The following is a 21,102-nucleotide window of genomic DNA, read 5'->3' on the forward strand; positions in this document are numbered from 1 at the left end:
GCCGTCCACACATGGCGCATTGCGGTCTAAGCGGAAATGTCCATCGTGCCGCTGATATTATGGTGGGCGGTGCGGGCTCCCGCACCCAAGCATCACAAAAATCCCCGCAGACAAAACTGCGGGGGTTTTTGCTGTCCTGTCTCGCCCGCCTTCGACCGCGAGATCAGGCCGCCGCGAAACTGCGGCTACACCCAAGATCTGCACCTTGCCGCGTCGCCCGGGAACGCTCAGAAATTGTCACGAAGGCTTTTTCGCACATCGGCTTCGGCTCAGCCGTCCTGCTCGTCCGTTCAGGCCCAGGGCCGCGCTCACATTAGGCAAGGGTCGAGCTAGGTCCAATCGACATTCAGGGATTCCCGAGCGACGTCATGCATGATTCGTAGGTCTCCGCATTGGCGGAGGTCTGCGATGGGCGTGAAGCGTCACGAGCTGGATGAGGCACAATGGTCCCGGATCGCGCCCTTGCTGCCAGGAAAGGCGTGGGAGAAGGTCTTCCCCAATCTCGTCGAGGATCGTGACAATCAGTACCTGATGCTGGACTCGACGCTGGTGCGGGCTCACCAGCAGGCGACGACCGGCCGGGGAGCGGCTCAAAAAAGGGGGCCTCGATCCGGCTGTGGGGCGTTCCCGAGGCGGACTGACGACCAAGGTCCCCATGGCCTGCGACACGCTCGGACGGCCGGTCCGATTCCTGATCGCACCAGGGCAAAGCCATGACATCCTCGCCGTCCCGGCGCTTCTGGAAGGCTATCGCCCCGCCGCCGTCCTCGCGGACCGCGCCTATGACACCAACAGTCTGCACGCCTATCTGGCCGGGATCGGAGCCTAGGCGGTCATCCCCTCGACACGGTCCCGAAAAACCCCGATCCCGCACGATCTCCTGATCTACAAGCTACGCAATCGCGTCGAGCGATGCTTCAACAAGCTCACGCACTTCCGCCGCTTCGCCACCCGGTTCGACAGACTGGCGCACCACTACCTCGCCTTCGTCCACATCGCCGCGTCCATGCTCTGCATCCGGTGAATGCCGATTCGTCCTAGCCGACAGACACGCCCGTCGCCGCAGTCTCCAGTCGAGTTCGGTGAACTGACGCCCATCGGTATGGTGATGGCGCGGATCTATGGGGGTGCGCCGGAACAAAAGACTGTAGGTTGGCGCCGACAAACGCGGCGGTGGACAAGACGAATGAGCGAAGCAGGTGAGCGGCGGCAGGGGATTCAGTCCGTGGGCATCGGCCTGCGCGTGCTGGAGGTTTTGGCGTCGCAAAACGGGGCGGCGGCGCTGGGGGCCATAGCCCAGGCGTCGGACCTGTCGGCGTCGCAGGCGCATCGCTATCTGGCCAGTCTGATCGCGGCGGGCATGGCGCGCCAGGATGCGGCGACGGGGCGCTATGAGCTGGGTTCGGGGGCGCTGCGTCTCGGGTTGGCGGCCTTGTCGCGGATGGACAGTTTCCGCGAGGCGGCGATCGCCCTGACCGACTATGTCGTCGAGACCGGGCGCACGGTGCAGATGGGCGCCTTGGGTCCGACCGGGCCGATCGTGGTGCGCTGGATCATGGGCACGCCCGCCATCTCGACGTCCTTGATGGTGGGCTCGCCCTTGCCGCTGCTCAGTTCGGCGACGGGGCATGTGTTTCTGGCCTTCCGCCCCGAGGCGGCGACGCGGCAGATGGTCGAGCGCGAGACACAGCCTCAATTCCAGCCGGTCGACGTCGAGGGCCTGCGCAGGCGCGTCCAGCGCGACGGCTATTCCGCCATGCGCGGGGATTTGATTCCCGGCCTGCGGGCCACCGCCGTGCCGATCTTTGACCTGCAGGGCGAGGCGGTCTTCACCGCCACGGTGCTGGCCACCGATGTGTTCAAGCCGGAATACGATGATCAGGCGCGCGAACGCCTGATCGAGGTCTGCGACGAGATCACCCGCGCGACGGGCGGGGTACGCCCGTCGATCTGACCGCTCAGGTGGCGACCGCCTTGCGCAGGTCGGTCGCCGGATCGCTGGCCGTTTCCGCGATCAGGATCTTGCCCATCAGGCGACGCGCCGCGGCGAAGTCGCGCGGTTGGTCCAGACAGACGGCGCCGACCAGCACGCCGTCGCGCAGGTAGAGGCGCACCGCCTCGCCGCGCGCCACGACGGCGTCGGCGGCCGAGGGATCTCCGAGAATCTGCAGGTTATGGCCGCACTGGGCCGTCCAGAACCAGGGCGTGGGCTCGACCTCGGCGGGTTGACCCATGATGGCCAGGGCGGCAGCGCGGGCCGAGGTCTGGGCGTGGGCCCAGGTCTCCATGCGCGCGGCGGCGCCGTCGCGAATGCGGGCGGCCAGATCGCCGACGGCGAAGATGCGGTCATCGGCGGGCGAGCTGTAGTCCTCGCCGACCAGAACTCCGCCCGCGACCGGCAGACCCGCCGCCTCGGCCATTTCGGTCGAGGGAATGATGCCGATGCCGACGACGATCAGGTCGGCCTCGATGGTCGAGCCGTCGTCCAGCCGCGCCAGAACGGAACCGTCGGCGGCGTCTTCCAGCGCTTGCAGCGACCGCCCCAGCTTCACATCGACACCGATGCGGGCGTGGGCGGCGGCCAGCCATTCTGCGGCCTCGGCGGGGACGTTGCGGCCCAGCAGCCGCTCGCCCGCCTCGATCACCGTGGCGGTCAGGCCCAGATCGCGCAGGGTCGAGGCGGCCTCCAGCCCGATGACGCCGCCGCCGATCACCAGGGCGCGCGCGCCGGGTTTGGCCGCCGCCGCGATGGCGCGGGCGTCGTCGGCGGTGCGCAGATAGCGGACGGCAGGGTGGTCAGGCAGGGGCAGGCGGCGCACGCGGCCGCCCATGGCCAGCACCAACTTGTCGAAGGGCTCGACCGAGCCATCGGCCAGTCGAATCTGTCCCGTGTCACGGTCGACAGCCACGGCTTCGGCGCCCAGTTTCAGGACCACGTCCAGCTCCGCCCATCGTTCGGCGGGCGCCAACCAGACCGGATCATCCTCCGCGCCGGACAGGTATTCCTTGGACAGGCTTGGACGTTCGTAGGGGGGGTGCGCCTCGTCGCCGATGACGAGGATTGATCCCGAAAAACCGAGCTCTCGCAAGGCGATAGCGGTCGCGCCGCCAGCGTGTCCGGCCCCCAGGATGACGATGCGTTCAGCCATTTGTGATCTCCATCGGACGTTGCACTAGATGCAACGCATTTGACATAGATCAAAAACCACGACACCAATGCGGTCAACGGCGACATGAGATCGCTGCTTCGAATTCTTCTCCGGGAGCTTTTCAGTGAACATCCCCGTACGCCCGCCGGAGGGCGAGAACCGCCGCGCATGGCCGGCCGACGTCGACGCCGCCGTGCCCTTCTGGGTCTATACGGACCCCGCGATCTACGCCGAGGAACTGCAGAAGATCTGGTACGGGCCGCACTGGCTCTATGTCGGTCTGGAGTGCGAACTGGCCGAGGTCGGCGACTGGAAGACGACGACCCTGGGCGAGAAGCCCTGCGTCATGGTCCGTTCGGGCGAGGACGAGATCTCGGTCGTCGAGAACCGCTGCGCCCACAAGGGCGTCAAGTTCTGCCAGACCCGCACCGGCCATTCCAAGGAGCTGATCTGCCCCTATCACCAGTGGTCATATGCGCTGAACGGCGACCTGCAGGGGGTGCCCTTCCGTCGCGGCGTCAAGCGCCAGGGCGGCATGCCGTCGGACTTCGATCCCAAGGACCACAGCCTGAACAAGCTGCGTGTCGAGGTCGTCAACGGCGTGGTCTGGGCCACCTTCTCGGACGAGACGCCGCCCTTCCGCGAATATCTCGGCGAGAAGTTCTGGAAGCACTATACCCGCGTCTATGACGGTCGGAAACTGGAGGTGCTGGGCTACAACCGTCAGCACATCCCGGCCAACTGGAAGCAGATGCAGGAGAACATCAAGGACCCCTATCACGCGGGTCTGCTGCATGTGTTCTTCGCCACCTTCGGCCTGTTCCGCGCCGACCAGAAGTCCGCCGTCGATATCGACGACGAGGGCCGTCACGGCATCCTGATCTCGCGCAAGGGCGAGCAGGAAAAGACCGAGGCCATGGCCGACATCCGCAACTTCCAGGGCGATCTGGTGCTGGAAGACCCCCGCGTCATGGACGTGGTGCAGGAGTTTCCCGGCGAGGAAACCGTCGGGATGATCACCATCTTCCCCAGCGTGATCCTGCAACAGCAGGTCAACAGCCTGACCACGCGTCAGATCGTGCCCAAAGGGCCGGGCGGGTTCGACTTCCACTGGACCCACTGGTGCTACGCCGACGATACGCCGGAGATGCGCCTGCGCCGCACGCGGCAAGCCAATCTGTTCGGCCCGGCGGGCTTCGTCTCGGCCGATGACGGCGAGGTTTTGGAAATGACCCAGCAGGGCGCCGCCGGTTCGCCGGACGAGCACTTCATCCTGCAGATGGGCGGTCGCGAGATCGCGCCGACCGATCACCAGGTCACGGAGACCGCCGTGCGGGGCATGTACCGCTACTGGCGCAAGGTGATGGGCCTGTGAGCGAGACCATGACCATCGCCCGCGACGAAATCCGCGACCTGTACGACGCCTATTACGGCGTGCTCGACGACGTCGATCTGCACGCATGGCCCGACTTCTTCACCGAGGACTGCCTGTACCGTGTGATCCCGCGCGAGAACCATGAGGCCGGCTATACCCTGTGCACCATGCAGGCCGAGAGCCGCGGAATGCTGAAGGACCGGGTGACAGGCCTGACACGGACCCAGATGTATGCGCCGCGCTACTATCGCCGCTTCCCCACCGCGCCGCGCGTGACGGCACAGGACGAGGCGAGCGTCAGCGTCCGCCACAACCTGCTGGTGGTGCAGACCCTGGTGGACAAGCAGTCGGACATCATCCTGTCCGCCGTCTGCCACGACCGCATCGTCCGCGACGGCGACCGCCTGCGCTTTGTCGAGCGCATCGTCGTCTTCGATTCAGAAATGATCCCCAACAGTCTGGTGTACCCCGCATGACCGAAGCCGCGACCCTGTCGTGGGTGGCGACCTTGCCGCCCTCGGCCCTCGAAGAGCACGGCGTGGCCAAGGCCAGCGCCAACGGCCTGAGCGTCGCCCTTTATGTCGTCGATGGCGAGTATTTCGCGACCGCCGACCTGTGCACCCACGGCCAGGCCAGCCTGTCCGACGGCTTCCTGGACGGCGAGCTGATCGAATGCCCGCTGCATCAGGGCACCTTCAACGTGAAGACCGGCGCGCCGGTCGACGCGCCTTGCTCGGTCGCCGTGCGCAGCTTTCCGGTCAAGCTTCAGGACGGCCTGCTGCATGTCGGCATGGAGGGCTGAGGCGTGAATGAAGTCCTTTCCAACGACCAGCAGTCCCAGCTGAACGCCCTCTATGAGCGGATGGAGCCGGAGGGCCTCTATCCGCTGTGGGAGAAGCTGGCGGCCCTGGTCCTGCCGCAGCCCAATTCGCCGGCCAAGGTCCACAAATGGTCCTATGACAAGGCCCGCGACTATCTGATGAGGGCGGGCGACCTGATCAGCGCCAAGCAGGCCGAGCGCCGGGTGCTGATTCTTGAGAACCCCGGACTGCCGGGTCTGTCGTCGATCACGCCCAGCCTCTACGCCGGTCTGCAGCTGATCCTGCCGGGCGAGATCGCCCCGGCCCACCGCCACGCCCAGTGCGCCCTGCGCTTCGTCATGGAGGGCGGCGGCGCCTATACCTCGGTGGACGGCGAGAAGGCGGTGATGCAGCCCTTCGACCTGGTGCTGACGCCGGGCGGCCAGTGGCACGACCACGGCAACCCGACCGAGACGCCGATGATCTGGCTGGACGGGCTGGATATCCCGACCGTTCGTCACTTCGACGCCAGCTTCGCCGAGGGCTATGCAGAAGACCAGTTCCCGGAGCAGGCCCCGGCCGGCGACAGCCTGAACCGCTATGGCCGCAACATGCGTCCGCTGAAAGGGCACATGGCGGATCGCCGCCCAGCCCACCAGCCGCTGTTCCACTACCCCTACGCCGAGTGGCGTCCAGCGCTGGACGCCATGGCGGAGAGCGGCGCCGAGATCGACCCGTATCTGGGTCACGCGCTGGAGTTCATGAACCCGATCAACGGCGGGCCGATCATGGCCACCATCTCGGCCCATGTGCGCCTGTTGCCGGAAGGTTTTGAATCCAAATCGCGCCGCTCGACCGACGGGACCATCTTCGTGGTGGTCGAAGGCGCGGGCGAGGCGGTGATCGAAGGCGAGACCATCGCCTTGAAGCCGCGCGACATCGTGGTCGCACCGTCGTGGAAATCGGTCGCCTTCAAGGCGGCCAGCCGACTGGTCCTGTTCGGATACTCCGACAAGGCCTGTCAGGAAAAACTGAACCTCTACAAGGAAGAGAACGCATGAGCCTGCTGTTCCAACCGCAAGCGCCCGTGCTTGCCCCGACCAACACCGGGGACGAATTCCCGGTCCGCCGCATCTTCTGCGTCGGCCGCAACTACGCCGCCCACGCCCGCGAAATGGGCCGCGACCCGGACCGCGAGCCGCCCTTCTTCTTCACGGCCTGGGCCGAGACGGTGGTGCTGGACGGCGCCACCATCGCCTATCCGTCCAAGACCGAGAACTTCCACTACGAGGCCGAGCTGGTCGTCGCCATCGGCAAGGGCGGTCGCAACATCGCTGTCGAGGACGCGCTGGACCACGTCTGGGGCTACGCCACCGGCCTGGACATGACGCGCCGCGACTTGCAGTTGGAAGCCCGCGCCCAAGGCCGTCCGTGGGACACGGGCAAGAACGTCGAGCAGTCGTCGCCGCTGGGCCTGATCCACAAGGCGGGCGAGGGCTTTGATCCCGAACACGGCAAGATCGAACTGACCGTCAACGGCGAGGTCAAGCAGTCGGCGGACCTGGCCGACCTGATCTGGCCGGTGGCGGACATCGTCGCCTACCTGTCGGGTCTGTGGGAGATCCACCCCGGGGACCTGATCTACACAGGCACCCCCGCCGGCGTCGGCGCGGTGGTTCCTGGCGACGCCATGACCGTGAAAATCGACGGCCTGACCCCGCTCAACATCAAGGTCGGCCCGCCCGCCGCCTGATCCCTTTTCACACGCATCATCAACACACGGAGAGGCGCGCGACAGACGCGCCCTCCGCAGGAGGACGACACATATGGCAGCCATGGGTGAGGGGGGCGGAAACGCCGTCATCGACCGGGCCAGGTTTGGCCCGCTACAGTTCGGCGTTACGGCGCTGTGCTTCATCATCGCCATGCTCGACGGTTTCGACACTCAGTCGATCGCCTTCGTCGCGCCCAAGATCGCCGAGGACTGGGGTCTGGCCCCGTCGGCGTTCGGCCCGATCTTCGCCATCGGCCTTCTGGGCCTGACAGTCGGCGCCTTCACCCTGAGCCCGGCGGCGGACAAGTTCGGCCGCAAGACCATCATTCTGATCTCGACCTTCATCTTCGGCCTGTTCGCCCTGCTGACGGCCTTCTCGACCTCGATGAACGAGCTGCTGATCTATCGCTTTATCACAGGCGTCGGCCTGGGCGCCGCCATGCCCAACATCATCGCCCTGACCAGCGAATATGGCCCGGCCCGCCTGCGCGCGACCCTGGTGACGGTCATGTTCTGCGGCTTCCCGCTGGGCTCGACCATCGGCGGTCTGGTCTCGACCTGGCTGATCGCCACCTGGGATTGGCATTCGGTCTTCGTCGTCGGCGGCGTCCTGCCGCTGCTGCTGCTGCCGGTGCTCTGGTTCATGTTGCCGGAATCGGTGCGCTTCCTGGTCGCCAAGGGCGCGCCGGAGCACATGATCGCCCCCATCGTGAAGAAGATCGACGCCGACGCCTCGGTCAGCGAATTCATCGCCGGCCTGAAACACGAGCAGACGTCGGCGGCCAAGGGCTTCTCGGTCTTCCAGCTGTTCCGTGAGGGCCGCGCGCCCGTGACCCTGCTTTTGTGGGTCGCCTTCTTCATGAACCTGCTGGTCATGTACTTCCTGGTGAACTGGCTGCCGACCCTGCTGAAGGGCGCCGGTCTGCCGCTCAGCATGGCCATCCTGTCCACCGCGACCCTGAACCTCGGCGGCGTGGTCGGGGCCATCGTCCTGGGCCGGATGATCGACAAGATCAGCCCCTATGTGGTCCTGGGTTCGGCCTATGCCGCCTCGGCCGCCTTCATCGCCCTGCTGGCCTTTGGCGGCACCAATCTGACGGTCCTGCTGCTGGGTGCGGCCCTGTCCGGCTTCGGCGTCGTCGGCGCCCAGATCGGCTGTAACGCCCTGACGGCGGCCGTCTATCCGACCGCCATCCGTGCGACGGGCGTGGGCTGGGCCCTGGGCGTGGGCCGCATCGGCGCCATCGTCGGTCCTCTGGTCGGCGGCGTGCTGCTGGCCGCCGGCTGGAGCCCGCAAAACCTGATCCTTCTGGCCGTCATCCCCGCCGTGATCGCTTCGATCGCGGTCTTCACCCTCGGCGGCGTGCGCCGTCGGGCCGGAGTCTGACCCCATGATCCTGCACGGTTATTTCCGCTCCACGGCCTCTTGGCGTGTGCGTATCGCCCTGGGCCTCAAGGGACTGGAGGCCGTGCAGGTCATCCACCACCTGCGCAAGGGCGAGCAACGGGCGCCGGAGTACCTGGCGCTCAACCCGCAAGGCCTGCTGCCTTCGTTTGTCACCGACGACGGCGCGGTCCTGACCCAGTCGCTGGCCATCATCGAATACCTCGACGAGACCTCGCCCGAGCCGTCGCTGCTGCCCGTCGATCCGGTGCAGAAAGCCAAGGTTCGGGCGGTGGCCCAGGTCGTGGCCTGCGATATCCACCCGGTGCAGAACCTGAAGGTGCTGCAACGCTTGCGCGACTTCGGTCTGAGCGAAGATGTGGTCCAGGCCTGGGCCGCGACCGTCATCGAGGAGGGACTCGACGCGGTCGCCACGCTGCTGGCCGACCAGCCGGGCCCGTTTGCCTTCGGCGACGCCCCGACCCTGGCCGACCTGTGCATCGTGCCGCAGCTAGGCAACGCCCGTCGCTTCGGGGTCGAGGTGCGCTGGCCGCGCCTGCTGGTGCTGGAGGCCGCCTGCCTCGAACTGCCCGCCTTCCAGAACGCCGTGCCGGGCCGACAGCCCGACGCCGAATAATCACCCCAATCGAACCGAGCGCGGAGCCAACCGCGCCCTTTCCCGGAGGACATCCATGAGTATCGCCGCTGCGGCCGCCGCCGCATTGCTTTCGCACGCCCCCATGGCCGCCGACGCCAAGGCGCCGATCCAGACCGCGCCCGCTGTGGTTCCGGCCGCCCCGCCTGCCGCCTCGGCCGCGCCGCCGCCGTTCAAGCTGATCAACCACGACGAGAGCTACGCCTGGCTGGCGGATCCGGCCAAGCGCACCTCGACCTGGTCGAAGTTCAAATATGTGCCGGTCGGCGGCGAGGGCAGCCCCGTCTGGGCCAGCTTCGGCGGCGAACTGCGCTTCCGCGCCGAACATCGCGACAATGAACGCTTCGGTCGCGGGGCTCAGGACACTGGCGGCGACTTCCAGAGCCGCGCCCGCCTGTGGGGGGAGCTGAATCTGGGTTCGTCCCTGCGCGCTTTCGTCGATGTTCAGGACGCCCGCACCTCGGGCCTGGCCAGCGGCGAGCCGGTGATCGAGGAAAACCGCACCGACCTGCATCAGGCCTTCATCGAGGCCAAGACAGGACTGGGCGAGGGCACGCTGCGCGTCCGCGCTGGACGGCAGGAGTTCGGGCAAGGGTCGTTCCGTCTGTTCGACATGCGCGAGGGGGCCAACGCCCGCGTGGCCCTGGACATGGTGCGGGTCCTGTATGACAGCCCGGCCGGCTGGAGCGGCGGCGCCTTCGCCGGCTTTGCCCTGCGCGAAGGCAAGGCCTCGTGGGACGACGCCACCAACTTCGACTATCGCCTGTATGGCGCGACGGCCGCCAAGACCCTGGGGCAGGGGGCGACGGCGCCCAAGCTGGAACTGCTCTACGCCAACACCGACCGTCTGGTGACGCCGTTTGACGGTCAGGTCCCCGGCCGCGACGACCGCGACACCCTGTCGGTGCGTCTGTCCGGCAAGGTCGCGCCCTGGGACTATGAGGTCGAGGCGGTCAAGCAGTGGGGGTCGTTCCGCGACCTCGACATCGACGCCTGGTTCTTCTCCGCCGTCGGCGGCCGCACCTTCTCGGGTGTGAAGTGGTCGCCGCGCGTGGCCGTGCGCCTGGATGTCGGCTCGGGCGACAAGGACCCCAACGACGGCAAGCTGAACAGCTTCAACCCCCTGTTCCCGCAACCGGCCGCCCTGCGCACCGACCTGGGCGTCGCCAACATGGTGCTGTTGCAGCCCGAGGTGACGGTGCGTCCGACGCTCAAGCTGACCCTGGGCGCCAACACCGCCGGCCTGTGGCGTCAGAGCAAGGACGACGGCCTCTACGCCCTGCCCGGCATGGTGCTGCGCGGCGCCAACGAGGGCCAGTCGTCCTACGTCGGCTGGCGCACCGGCGTCTTCGCCCGCTATGCCCTGACGCCTTATGTCTCGCTGATGGGCGTGGCCAACTACACCAAGGCCGGCGACTTCCTGAAGGAAACCGGCACGGCCGAGGACCAGTCGTACCTCGGGACCTTCCTGACCTTCCGCTTCTGACACCAGAAGCGCCACCAGAGCGGCTCCGCTTCTGAGATGAAGCGGAGTTTTCTCTCTTGATGCGATCGGCGCGCCCGTCCGCCTAGATTGGCGGGAAGTATCCTGAACTCCATTCATCAATGGCCGGGATAACTCGTTTGTCTTGCCGGCCGATCTGCCGGATTTCAAAGCCCTAGTTTCTGACGTGGGTGGGTTTTGAAATGACGATTCCGGCAAGCCTTCAGGGCAAGCTGCGCCTTCCGATCATCGGGTCGCCGCTGTTCATCGCCTCGACGCGTGACCTTGTGGTCGAGCAGTGCCGTAACGGCATCATCGGCGCCTTCCCGGCGCTGAACGCGCGCCCGCAGGAAACCCTGGTCGACTGGATCGCCGAAATCCGCGAACGCCTGGCGACGGCCGCCGCCGAAAACCCCGAGGCGAAGATCGCCCCCTTTGGCGTCAACCAGGTCATGGGTGAACTGAACACCCGCTGGCAGGCCGACCTGACGACCATTGTGCGCGAGAAGGTGCCGCTGATCATCAGCAGCCTGCGCGCCCCGCCGCCCGAGATCATCAGCGAAGTCCACAACTACGGCGGTCTGGTCTTCCACGACGTCACCAATATCCGCCACGCGCGCAAGGCGGCCTCGATGGGCGTTGACGGTCTGATCCTGGTCTGCGCCGGCGCGGGCGGCCAGGGCGGCGACCGCAGCCCCTTCGCCCTGATCAACGAGGTGCGCCAGTTCTTCGACGGCGTCCTCATCCTGGCAGGGGCGATGAGCACCGGCCAGGACGTGCTGGCGGCCCAAGCCATGGGCGCCGACTTCGCCTACCTCGGCACCCGCTTCCTGGCGTCGAAGGAATCCGGCGCCAGCGACCAGCACAAGGGCGAGGTCATCGCTAGCCGCGCCGAAGACATCATCTACACCAACATCTTCACCGGCATTCCGGGCAACTATCTGAAGTCCACCCTGACCGCCGCCGGTCTGGATATCGACAACCTGCCTAAGTTCAGCCCCGAGACCGCCAAGTACCGCAAGATGGACAACGGCGAGATCAAGGTCTGGAAGGATATCCGCGGCTGCGGCCACGGCTGCGGCTCCATCACCGAGCAGGAAACCACGGCCCAGATCGTCGACAGCCTGGAAGCCCAGTACCGCGCCGCCCTGGCGCGCATGCAGGCGTGGGCCTTCGCCTGATGTCTGAGCAGGGGGCCATGTATCACGTCAGCCGGTTCGCGGCGGCGACACCGGATCGCGTGGCGGCGACCTTCATTCCCAGCGGTCGGACCATCACCTTCGGCGCGCTGGAGGCCCAGGCCAATCAGGCGGCGCACGCCCTGCGGACCCTCGGTCTGAAACGCGGCGACTGCGTCGGGATTTCGATCACCAACCGGCCGGAATTCCTGACGGTCATGCTTGGGGCACAGCGGATCGGCCTCTATTACGTGCTCCTGTCCACCAAGCTGTCGGTCGATGATCTGGCCTATGTGGTCGCGGATTCCAAAGCCAAGGTCATCATCGTCTCCAGGGGCTGTTTCGCTGCCGAAACGCCTGAGGGCCTAGCTAGACTGGGCGTCAAGGTCTGCCTGCTGGACATCGCCCAGGACGGGCTCGACGACTGGGCCGAGCTTGTCGCGGCCCAGTCGTCGAGCCTGCCTGCCGACGTCTCTCGGGGGCGGGATCTGCTCTACAGCTCAGGTTCGACCGGGCGGCCCAAGGGCATCCTGAAGGGCTTGCCGGAGGGCGCGTTCGACGCGCTCGACCCGGTCAATATGGGGGCCGCCGCCGCCTATGGTTTCGGGGCCTCGTCGGTCATGCTGTCGCCTTGCCCGCTCTATCACGCCGCGCCGCACCGCTTCGCCAACGTCACCTTGCACGCCGGGGCCATGCTGGTGGTGGCCGAAACCTTCGACCCGGAAGCCTGCCTCAAGGCCATCGAGGCACTGCGTGTGACCCACAGCCTGTGGGTGCCGACCATGTTCCATCGGATGTTGCAACTGCCGGACGATGTTCGCGGCGCCTATGACCTGTCGACCCACCGCCACGCCGTTCACGGCGCCGCGCCCTGTCCGGTGCACGTCAAGCAGAGGATGATCGACTGGTGGGGGCCGATCATCGACGAGTATTATTCGGGCAGCGAAGGCGTCGGCTCGACCAATATCAGTTCGGCCGAGTGGCTGGTCCATCCCGGCTCGGTCGGGCGCCCCCATGACTGCGCCGTCCATGTCCTTGGCCCCGATGGCGTCGAACTGCCCGTGGGCGAGATCGGCGACATCTATTTTGAATCCAACCATGCGTTTGAATATCTGGGCGACGCCCAGAAGACCGGCCAGATCACCAGCGTCGAGGGCTGGAGAACCTTCGGCGACATCGGCTACGTCGATGCCGACGGCTATCTGTACCTGACCGACCGCCGTCACTTCACCATCATCTCGGGCGGGGTGAACCTGTATCCTCAGGAGATCGAGTCCGTCCTGCTGGAGCATGAGGCCATCAAGGACGCCGCCGTGATCGGCGTCCCCAACGAGGAGTTCGGCCAGGTGGCTCTCGCCGTCGTCGAACTGGTGGACCCCGCCCAGGCGACCGAAGAGATGAAGGCGGCTATCCGCAGCTTCGTGCGCGCCCGGCTGGGACCGATCAAGACGCCCAAGGCGGTGGAGTTCGAGGCGGACTTCCCGCGTCACGCCACCGGCAAGCTCTACAAGCGCGAACTGATCGCCCGCTATTCCTGAGCCTCTTTGAGCGATCCGGCCTGCTGATGATCTGAGCTCATCAGCAGGCCGGGGATTTCATTTGAAGGCCCTTGCGCCTTGCGCACAGATGGGTCTTGACGCTGCGGCGGCTCTGCCGGAACGCACAAAAATACAAAGAGGCCGAACTGCATGAATCCATGCGGAATTCGGACGGACGTCGACAGGGATAGGGAGCGGGATTTTGAAAACCGAAGGCAAGGTCGGCGGTGTGGCCATGACGGCCTATTGCGCCTATGCGGTGCCGCTGACGGCAGTGACCGTGGCGACGCTCAGTTTCGTGCCGCCGCTGTATTCGCAAGGTCTGGGTCTGCCGCTGGCGACCGTGGGCGCCATCCTGTTCGCGGTCCGTCTGATCGACATCATTCTGGACCCGCTGATCGGTCTGGCCATTGATCGCAGCCACTTCAAGCAGCAGCACAAGCCGTGGATCTGGATCGCCCTGCCGGTCTTTCTGACGGCCATCACCTTGCTGTTCTTCCCGGTGAAGGCGCTGGTCGGCGCGCCCTATCTGTTCATCGCCGCCATGCTGACCTCGGCGGCCTATACGACCGCCCTGATCGCGCACCAGGCCTGGGCCGCCGCCATCGCCACCGAACCGCGCACCCTGTCCAAGCTGTTCGGCTGGCGCGAGATCGCGGTCATCCTGGGCATCTTCGGCACCTTCGGCGCGACGGCGGTGGCCGAGCAGATCGTGGGGCCGGGCATCGCCGTCAAGGCGGCGGCCGCCGGCGGCTTCATCCTCGTGGCCATCGTCGTCTCGACACTGATCACCAGCCTGTTCGCGCCGGACGAGCGCCGCACCGAGCGTTACAGCCACGAGCCCCTGTCCAAGCATCGCGACTTCCTGTTGAGCCGGGGGTTTGTCGGCGTCTGCCTCGGCATCCTGCTGCTCAACCTGGGCTGGGTCTCGGCCTCGGTTCTGGGCTTCTTCCTGGCCGAGCAGGCCTTCGGCATGGGCGGGCGTTACGCCCTGGGCCAGGTGGTCTTCTTCCTTGCCGGCGGCCTGGGCATGGTCATCTGGATGAAGCTGGCCGCCCGTCTGGGCGACAAGCGCACCCTGATCGTGGCCAGCCTCTATACGGCGGCGGCCTTCCTCTGCCTCTTCCTGTGGGGGCGGATCGGCACGTCCGGCGCCTATTTCGCCTATATGGCCAGCGTGGGTCTGGCCTTCGGGTCCGGTCCCTATCTGGTGCGCTCGCTGGTGGGGGCTCAGGCCAACGCCTATGAGGCGCAGACGGGGCGGCGCGTGCGCGGCATGGCCTTCTCGGTCGTGACCCTGTTCGACAAGGTCGGCACAGGCATGGCCGCGGGCGTGGTCCTGCCGCTGGTGGCCTGGTTGGGCTTCAACCCCACAGCTCAGGCGACGGCGCACAGCATCGGCATTCTGCTGACTGTCGGCATCACCGTGCCTGTGGTGTCGCTCTGTCTGATGGCGCTGACCCTGCGTCTGGGCTCCCGGCCGGGCGGGACGTTCGAGTAGGGCGGTACGGCTTCGAACTGATGAGAACAGTTCATCGATGGCGCGTCCAATTCGTTTGTTTTCGCGTCGAAGCCGAACCTAGCATCGATACTTGAAAAGGCTCGGTCGCAAGAGGCCGCACGGGGCTCGCCCCCAGTGCTGAAGCCTTCGGGGAAGAATGATCATGAAGACGCAAAACAGATTCCGCCTGGCCTGTCTGGTGTCCACCGCCCTGCTGACGCCGGGTCTGGCGCTGGCCCAGACCGCCGCCCCGGAGCCGCAGGCCGAGGCCTCCAGCACGCTGGACGACATCATCGTCACCGCCCAGAAGAAGCAGGAGGCCCTGCAGAACGTGCCGATCTCGGTCGACGTGGTCGGCGGCGAGACCCTGGACCGTCTCAGCCTGTCGAACTTCGATGAGCTGTCGGGCAAGATCCCCAACTTCAGCGTCCGCAAGTCGGGCAGCACCACCCTGATCAGCATCCGCGGCATCGGCTCGGGCGGCGACCGCGGCTTTGAACAGTCGGTGGGCATGTTCGTCGACGGCGTCTTCGCCGGTCGCGACCAGCAGTTCGCCGTGCCCTTCTTCGACCTGCAACGCGTCGAGGTCCTCAAAGGCCCGCAGAGCATTCTGTTCGGCAAGAACACCATCGCCGGGGCCGTCAACATCACCACGGCAGGTCCGACCACCGAACCGCGCGCCAGCCTGACCGCCGAATATGAAACCGAGGCGCGCGAGCGCGTCCTGGCCGGCTATGTCAGCGGGCCGCTGACCGAGACCCTGCGCGGTCGTCTGGCGGCGCGCGTGTCGCGCAACGATGGCTATCTGTTCAACACCCTGACCGACCGCCGCGAGCGCACCAGCGAGGACGCCCTGATCCGCGCCTCGGTCGAGTGGGAGCCTAGCGACACCCTGCGGGTCAACGCCAAGTATGAGCACGGCGACGTCAACCGCGTCGGCTCGCCCTTCCAGCTGATCAGCTTCGGCGCCTACAAGAATGTGCTGACGGCCTTTGATCCCAGGATCGAAGACAAGCTGGATCGCCAGAGCTCGTCGGGCCGCTTCCTCAACGACGCCGAAGAGATCCAGTCCGACAATTTCGCGCTGGAGGTTCACAAGGAACTGGGCGACTTCGTCCTGACCGCCGTGACCGGCTATTCGTCGTTCGACACCAGGCAGACCAACGACGCCGACGGCACGTCCATTCCGCTGATCGCCTACAAGCAGAGCGAGGAGTTCCGCCAGTTCAGCCAGGAGCTGCGTCTGGAGTCGCCGATTGGCGACCGCTTTGACTACACCCTCGGCGCCTTCTATCAGCGCGGGACCTATTTCACCGATCCGCGCCTGGACGTGGACGGCTCGCTGCTGTCGCTGCCCAAGGTCGCCTCGCAGCGGACCTTTGATCAGACCTCGACCATCTGGAGCGCCTTCGCCGAGGGCAAGTGGCATCTGAACGACGCCTTCACCGTCGTCGGCGGCCTGGCTACACCAGTGAGGACAAGTCGGCCTTCAAGCAAAACACGGTCATGAAGTTCGGGACCCAGACGCCCGAAACCAACCTCACGGTTCTGGCCGTCAGCAAGGCCGCGCTGGGCAGCGTCAACTTCGCCGCCGACCTGGACCGCAGTGAAAGCAACCTGTCGCCGTCGCTGGCCCTGCAATACGGCGACGCTGATCGCGGCATGGCCTATTTCAAGGTGACGCAGGGCTTCAAGAGCGGCGGCTTCGACGTCGCCGATCAGAGCGGCCTCAGCCTTGAGTATCAGGGCGAAGAAGCCACCGCCTATGAACTGGGCTGGAAGACCCGCCTGGCCGACAACCGCGCCGAGGTGAACCTCGCCATTTTCCGCACCGACTTCGAAGACTTGCAGGTCTCGGCCTTCGACGGCGTGCGCTTCCTGACCACCAACGCCGCCGCCGCCCGCTCGCAGGGCGTCGAGGTCAATGGGCGCTGGCAGATCACCCCGGCCCTCTACTTCACCGGTTCAGCCGCCTACACCGACGCGACCTATCAGAATTACACCGGAGCGGTCTGCACCGCTGAGCAGAAGGCCGCCTTCACGGGACCAGGCTCTTGCTTGCAGGACCTCAGCGGGCGCCCGCTGTTCGCCTCGTCCAAGTGGTCAAGCAACGTCAATCTGGAGCACGTCGCCGACCTGCCGAACGGCCTGACGCTGCAAAGCAATCTGGGCGTCAACTATCGCAGCAAGCACTATCTGGCGACTGACCTGGCTGAGGCCTCGCTGCAGGACGGCTATGCTTCGGTGGACGCCGGCGTGGCCGTGGTCAGCGAGAGCAACCGCTGGCGCGCCGGTCTGCTGGTCAAGAACCTGACCGACGAACGGGCCATGGGCTATGTGATGAACGTGCCGATCTTCTCGGGCGCCCGCGTCGCCTCGATCATCCCACCGCGCACCTTCGGCTTCAGCGTGACGGTCAACTACTAGCTTCAGTGACTGGGCCTGCGCTCCGTCGCAGGCCTGACCCTTTCGGTCTTGCGAGGGACCGGGACGCGCAGGCTCGCAGCCTGTCCTCAACCTCATGACCCTCGGGCCGCCAAGCCTGGGGGGCTTCTTTTTGTGTCAGCCCTGCGGCGCGACATGGGACGTGGGCGACGGTCGACACAAACGGGAACGCTCGATACAGATGAGCTCAGTTCATGAGGCGGTCCGCCGTCTCTTCTTGCTGTGGAAGCCTCGCCGATGTCGACCATGCCGCCGTTGATCCTGTTGCAGACCGTCGAGACGGTGGTGCGGTGCGGCAGTTTCAAGCGGGCGGCCGACGAACTTCTGGTCACGCCATCCGCTGTCAGCCATAGGATCAAGTCGGTCGAGCAGGCCCTGTCCTTTCCCTTGTTCTTTCGCGTGGGGCAGGGGGTGGAGCCGTCAGAGCACGCCCTGCTGCTGGCCAAGGCGTTCGGCGTGGCCCGCGCCGAACTGATGCGGACCTGGGACGAGATCACGGCCAGCCGGAACGCCAACGGCCTGCGGCTGTGCTGCATGGCCAGTTTCGGCGATCATTTCGTCCTGCCCAATATCGAGGCCTTCCGGCGCAAATTCCCCGATGTCGAACTGGAGTTCACCAATATTCGCCATGGCGATGCGCCGCCGACCCGCTCTTACGACATCATCATCGGTGTGGGCGAAATGCCCGGCGGCGGGTGGAAGATCGACGAGCTGATGGATCTGGACATGCATCTGATCGCCTCGCCGAGCGCGGCGGTTGGTCTGGCGGCGCGGCGCGTGCTGGACGTGCCGCTGATCGGCTACACGGTGGGGACCAGCTACTGGACGGGGGTCGCCGAGAACATCGGCTATGAGCTGCCCGTCAACGCCAAGATTCTGACCTTCGATTCCATGGCTTCGGCCTGTTCGGCGGCGGAGCACGGGCTGGGCGTCGCCCTGGCCCCGACCTATCTGGCGCGGCGCATGGCCGCTGAAGGGCGGGTCGTCATCCTGGGCGACCGTCCGATCAAGACCGGGTTGAAATACTGGTTCGGCGTCAATCGCGACCTGCAGGGGCTGCCGATGGTCGCCAAGCTGCGGCGCTGGATCGGCGATCTGCTGCAAGGAGAGGGCGCATGACCATTTCCCTGGACGCGACTGACCGTCGCCTGCTCGCCATTCTTCAGGAAGACGCCACCCTGTCCATCGCCGAACTGGCCGAGCGGGTAGGCCTGTCCCAGACGCCGTGCTGGAAACGGATCAAGCGGCTGCAGGACACAGGCGTCATTGTCGCCCGCGTCGCCCTGCTGGACCGCGAGGCTCTGGACCTGCCCCTGGTGGTCTTCGTCTCGATCAAGACCAGCCAGCACGACGAGGGCTGGCTGGAGGCTTTCAAGAAGGCCAGCGCCCTGCCCGAGGTGGTCGAGTTCTACCGGATGAGCGGCGAGGTCGACTATCTGCTCAAGGTCCTGGTCAAGGACATCGCCGCCTATGACCGTTTCTATCGGCGACTGATCGCCATCGCCCCGCTGTGCGATGTCTCGTCCAGCTTCGCCATGGAGCAGATCAAATTCACCACCGCGGTGCCGGTTCAGTGCGTCTGATCCTGCCAGAGAGAATGCTATTCTCCCTAGGGTTCAAACTCGGCCCGAAATAAGAAAATCGCTCTCAAACGAATGACATAGGCTCCGCCTCCTGTTCAGGAGAATCCCATGTTCAAGCGTCTGTTTGTCGAGCATCCCGCGTCGGTGGGCGAGAGCTATCTCGAGCATATGGGCGTCGCCGCTTCGTTCGGCGGGGCGATGTTCCTCGGTTCGCTGGCCTGTTTCGTCCACGCCGTCTTTCCGGGCCTGTGCGTCAAGACGGGCAGCGGCGTCGTCACCACCCTGCATCGTCGCATGGTGACGCACCGGACCGACCCGGCGCGCGTTCCCGGCCCGGATCAGGCCCATGTTTGATCGTCTGCCGCCCGCGCGCACCGACTCCCTGATGCAGTTGGGCCTGCTGATGCAGGCCGATCCGCGCGCCGACAAGATTGATCTCGGCGTCGGCACCTATCGCGACGAGCGCGGCGCCATTCCGATCATGGCGGCGGTGAAGACAGCCGAGCAGACGATCCTGAACACGCAGACCTCCAAGGGCTATGTCGGCCCGGCGGGCGACAGGGAATTCGCCCTTCGGCTTCAGGACGCGACCTTCCCCGGACTGGAGGCCGCCGCTGCGGGTCGACTGGCGTGGATACAGACGCCGGGCGGCACCGGCGCCCTGCGTCTGGCGCTGCAACTGATCGCCCAGGCCAATCCCGGCGCCCATGTCTGGATCGGCACGCCGACCTGGCCGGCCCATCTGCCGCTGATCGAGGCCGTAGGCCTGAAGGCGCAGACCTATTCCCATCTCGACGCAGACGGCGCCGCCAATGTCGAGGCGCTGAACGCCACTCTGGCGCAGGCGCAGTCGGGCGATGTCGTCCTGCTGCACGGCTGCTGCCACAATCCGACCGGCGCGGACTTGTCGCTCGACGCCTGGCGCGAGGCCGCGATGGTCGCTGCGAACCGGGGGCTGACCCCGTTGATCGACCTGGCCTATCCCGGCCTCGGCGACGGCGTCGAAGAAGATGTCGCCGGCGTCCGCGCCTTGCTGGACGTATGCGAGACCGCCTTGGTGGCCCTGTCCTGCTCCAAGAGCTTCGGTCTGTACCGCGATCGCGCCGGTATGCTGATGATGTTGAGCGGATCAGTCGCAACCGCCGCCAACCTGGGTCAGACCGCCGCCGGTCAGGCGCGGCTGCTGTGGTCGAACCCGCCGGATCATGGTGCGGCGGTGGTCAAGGCCGTGTTGTCCTCGCCTGAGCTGACACATCAGTGGCGGGCCGAACTGGACGCCATGCGCGTGCGCGTCAACGCCGTCCGCGCCCGTCTGTCGGGCATCCCGCTACAGCGACTGGATCTCAGCCGCCTGTCGCAGCAGCGTGGGATGTTCGCTCTCCTTCCCCTGTCCGGCGACCAGGTCCTCGCCCTGCGCGAGCGTCACGCTGTCTATGTGGACGCCTCGGGCCGCATCAATGTCGCGGGCCTCAACGACAGCAATTTCGCCCGCTTCGCGGCGGGCTTGGCTGACGTGGACCTTGCCTAGCCCAGCGCCGAGAGGCCGGGAAGATCGGGTTGGGATGAGCCGCGCTGCTGTTGCAGCGCGGCGGCTGCGGCCATGCGGCTGTGGACGCCCAGTAGTCGGAAGGCGGCGGTGAGGTGAACCTTCACCGTGCTTTCGGAGATCATCAGGGCGCGCCCGATCTCCTTGTTCGACTTTCCGGCGGTCAGCAGCGTCAGGACCTGTCGTTGGCGGCAGGTCAACAGATGAGGGCCGTCGTGATCGTCTGGGCGGGGCTCGGCCTGTAGATCGCATACGGTCGACGGAATGTAGATGTTGCCGTCCAGCACGGACCTGAAGCTGGCCGCCATTTCGGCGGGGGCGCAGCGTTTGGAGACGAAACCGTGGGCGCCGGCGGACAGGGCGCTGAAGACAGAGCGTCGCACCGGGGGCCAGGCCACGACAATGACCTTCAGCTCTGGGTAGTGACGGCGCAGACGTCGAATTCCGTCCAGATTGCCCATGCCGGGAAGCTCAAGATCGATAGACAGCAGTTGCGTGTCAGGCGCAGAGGCGAGGCCCTTGAGTACGCCGCCGTAGTCGGCCTCCTCGCGGACGTCCTCCGCGGCAAGATGGTTTTGAAGCGTCGCCACCAGCCCGGCGCGATAGAGGGGCTGGTCGTCCGCCACCATGAACCTTTCCATTCTTCAGCCCGCAGCCCTTGTCTGGCCGATCTCCCCCGATTGCGATCGCC

21 protein-coding genes and 1 pseudogene are annotated in these 21,102 nt (G+C 66.2%); 19 read left to right on the top strand and 3 right to left on the bottom strand.

The window, feature by feature from the left end; genetic code table 11:
• The first annotated feature begins 414 nt into the window (after positions 1-414).
• A pseudogene (locus HX774_RS09660) lies at positions 415-1,024 on the top strand (IS5 family transposase).
• Between the two features lie 162 nt (positions 1,025-1,186).
• On the top strand, positions 1,187-1,954 hold the full coding sequence (locus tag HX774_RS09665; RefSeq protein ID WP_178826362.1) for an IclR family transcriptional regulator: 768 nt from the start codon (positions 1,187-1,189) through the stop codon (positions 1,952-1,954).
• A gap of 4 nt (positions 1,955-1,958) precedes the next feature.
• Here HX774_RS09665 and HX774_RS09670 read toward each other — a convergent pair whose 3' ends face one another.
• The gene (locus HX774_RS09670) at positions 1,959-3,149 is read right to left on the bottom strand and encodes an NAD(P)/FAD-dependent oxidoreductase (RefSeq protein WP_178826364.1); all 1,191 of its coding nucleotides are present in this window, start codon (positions 3,147-3,149) and stop codon (positions 1,959-1,961) included.
• 124 nt (positions 3,150-3,273) lie between these two features.
• Here HX774_RS09670 and HX774_RS09675 point away from each other — a divergent pair, with 124 nt between their 5' ends.
• The 10 genes from HX774_RS09675 (at position 3,274) to HX774_RS09720 (ending at position 13,336) form a co-directional block, all read left to right on the top strand.
• Positions 3,274-4,524, top strand: a complete 1,251-nt coding sequence (locus HX774_RS09675) for an aromatic ring-hydroxylating dioxygenase subunit alpha (protein WP_218650360.1) — start codon at positions 3,274-3,276, stop codon at positions 4,522-4,524.
• Positions 4,521-5,000: a nuclear transport factor 2 family protein gene (locus HX774_RS09680; RefSeq protein ID WP_218650361.1), complete on the top strand. Its 480-nt coding sequence runs from the start codon at positions 4,521-4,523 to the stop codon at positions 4,998-5,000. The genes HX774_RS09675 and HX774_RS09680 overlap by 4 nt, the downstream gene beginning before the upstream one ends.
• Entirely contained in the window at positions 4,997-5,326 is a 330-nt protein-coding gene (locus tag HX774_RS09685) for a non-heme iron oxygenase ferredoxin subunit (RefSeq protein WP_178826366.1), read from the top strand. The genes HX774_RS09680 and HX774_RS09685 overlap by 4 nt, the downstream gene beginning before the upstream one ends.
• A gap of 3 nt (positions 5,327-5,329) precedes the next feature.
• Positions 5,330-6,385 (top strand): gentisate 1,2-dioxygenase, encoded by a 1,056-nt coding sequence (gene gtdA, locus HX774_RS09690; RefSeq protein ID WP_178826368.1) that lies wholly within the window; start codon positions 5,330-5,332, stop codon positions 6,383-6,385.
• Entirely contained in the window at positions 6,382-7,077 is a 696-nt protein-coding gene (locus HX774_RS09695; protein ID WP_178826370.1) for a fumarylacetoacetate hydrolase family protein, read from the top strand. Before gtdA ends, HX774_RS09695 begins: the two co-directional genes overlap by 4 nt.
• A 73-nt stretch (positions 7,078-7,150) precedes the next feature.
• A complete protein-coding gene (locus tag HX774_RS09700) occupies positions 7,151-8,485 on the top strand; it encodes an MFS transporter (protein ID WP_178826372.1) in 1,335 nt (444 codons plus the stop codon).
• A 4-nt stretch (positions 8,486-8,489) separates the two neighbouring features.
• A complete protein-coding gene (gene maiA / locus HX774_RS09705; protein ID WP_178826374.1) occupies positions 8,490-9,119 on the top strand; it encodes a maleylacetoacetate isomerase in 630 nt (209 codons plus the stop codon).
• A gap of 55 nt (positions 9,120-9,174) precedes the next feature.
• Positions 9,175-10,623, top strand: a complete 1,449-nt coding sequence (locus HX774_RS09710) for an alginate export family protein (protein ID WP_178826376.1) — start codon at positions 9,175-9,177, stop codon at positions 10,621-10,623.
• Positions 10,624-10,823: 200 nt separating this feature from the next.
• Complete coding sequence (locus HX774_RS09715; protein ID WP_178826378.1) at positions 10,824-11,801, top strand: nitronate monooxygenase family protein; 978 nt, start codon at positions 10,824-10,826, stop codon at positions 11,799-11,801.
• Positions 11,801-13,336, top strand: a complete 1,536-nt coding sequence (locus tag HX774_RS09720; RefSeq protein WP_218650362.1) for an AMP-binding protein — start codon at positions 11,801-11,803, stop codon at positions 13,334-13,336. The genes HX774_RS09715 and HX774_RS09720 overlap by 1 nt, the downstream gene beginning before the upstream one ends.
• Here HX774_RS09720 and HX774_RS09725 read toward each other — a convergent pair.
• Entirely contained in the window at positions 13,327-13,488 is a 162-nt protein-coding gene (locus HX774_RS09725) for a hypothetical protein (RefSeq protein ID WP_178826380.1), read from the bottom strand. The genes HX774_RS09720 and HX774_RS09725 overlap by 10 nt on opposite strands.
• Before the next feature lie 50 nt (positions 13,489-13,538).
• On the opposite strand from HX774_RS09725, the gene HX774_RS09730 reads away from it, so the two are divergent.
• From HX774_RS09730 to HX774_RS09760, 7 genes are all read left to right on the top strand, one after another.
• Complete coding sequence (locus tag HX774_RS09730) at positions 13,539-14,837, top strand: MFS transporter (RefSeq protein WP_178826382.1); 1,299 nt, start codon at positions 13,539-13,541, stop codon at positions 14,835-14,837.
• 163 nt (positions 14,838-15,000) lie between these two features.
• Positions 15,001-16,347: a TonB-dependent receptor gene (locus HX774_RS09735; protein WP_178826384.1), complete on the top strand. Its 1,347-nt coding sequence runs from the start codon at positions 15,001-15,003 to the stop codon at positions 16,345-16,347.
• Positions 16,344-17,264 (top strand): TonB-dependent receptor domain-containing protein, encoded by a 921-nt coding sequence (locus tag HX774_RS09740; RefSeq protein ID WP_178826386.1) that lies wholly within the window; start codon positions 16,344-16,346, stop codon positions 17,262-17,264. The genes HX774_RS09735 and HX774_RS09740 overlap by 4 nt, the downstream gene beginning before the upstream one ends.
• Before the next feature lie 255 nt (positions 17,265-17,519).
• Positions 17,520-18,401, top strand: a complete 882-nt coding sequence (locus HX774_RS09745) for a LysR family transcriptional regulator (RefSeq protein WP_178826388.1) — start codon at positions 17,520-17,522, stop codon at positions 18,399-18,401.
• Entirely contained in the window at positions 18,398-18,865 is a 468-nt protein-coding gene (locus HX774_RS09750) for an Lrp/AsnC family transcriptional regulator (RefSeq protein ID WP_114818298.1), read from the top strand. Before HX774_RS09745 ends, HX774_RS09750 begins: the two co-directional genes overlap by 4 nt.
• A gap of 108 nt (positions 18,866-18,973) precedes the next feature.
• On the top strand, positions 18,974-19,219 hold the full coding sequence (locus HX774_RS09755) for a DUF6356 family protein (protein ID WP_178826390.1): 246 nt from the start codon (positions 18,974-18,976) through the stop codon (positions 19,217-19,219).
• Positions 19,212-20,393 (top strand): aromatic amino acid transaminase, encoded by a 1,182-nt coding sequence (locus HX774_RS09760; RefSeq protein WP_178826392.1) that lies wholly within the window; start codon positions 19,212-19,214, stop codon positions 20,391-20,393. The genes HX774_RS09755 and HX774_RS09760 overlap by 8 nt, the downstream gene beginning before the upstream one ends.
• Here HX774_RS09760 and HX774_RS09765 read toward each other — a convergent pair.
• Positions 20,390-21,040, bottom strand: a complete 651-nt coding sequence (locus HX774_RS09765) for a response regulator transcription factor (protein ID WP_178826394.1) — start codon at positions 21,038-21,040, stop codon at positions 20,390-20,392. The two genes, HX774_RS09760 and HX774_RS09765, sit on opposite strands and share 4 nt — an antisense overlap.
• Between the last annotated feature and the right edge of the window lie 62 nt (positions 21,041-21,102).

It is taken from the genome of Brevundimonas sp. P7753 (assembly GCF_013386595.1).
Lineage (GTDB): Bacteria > Pseudomonadota > Alphaproteobacteria > Caulobacterales > Caulobacteraceae > Brevundimonas > Brevundimonas bullata.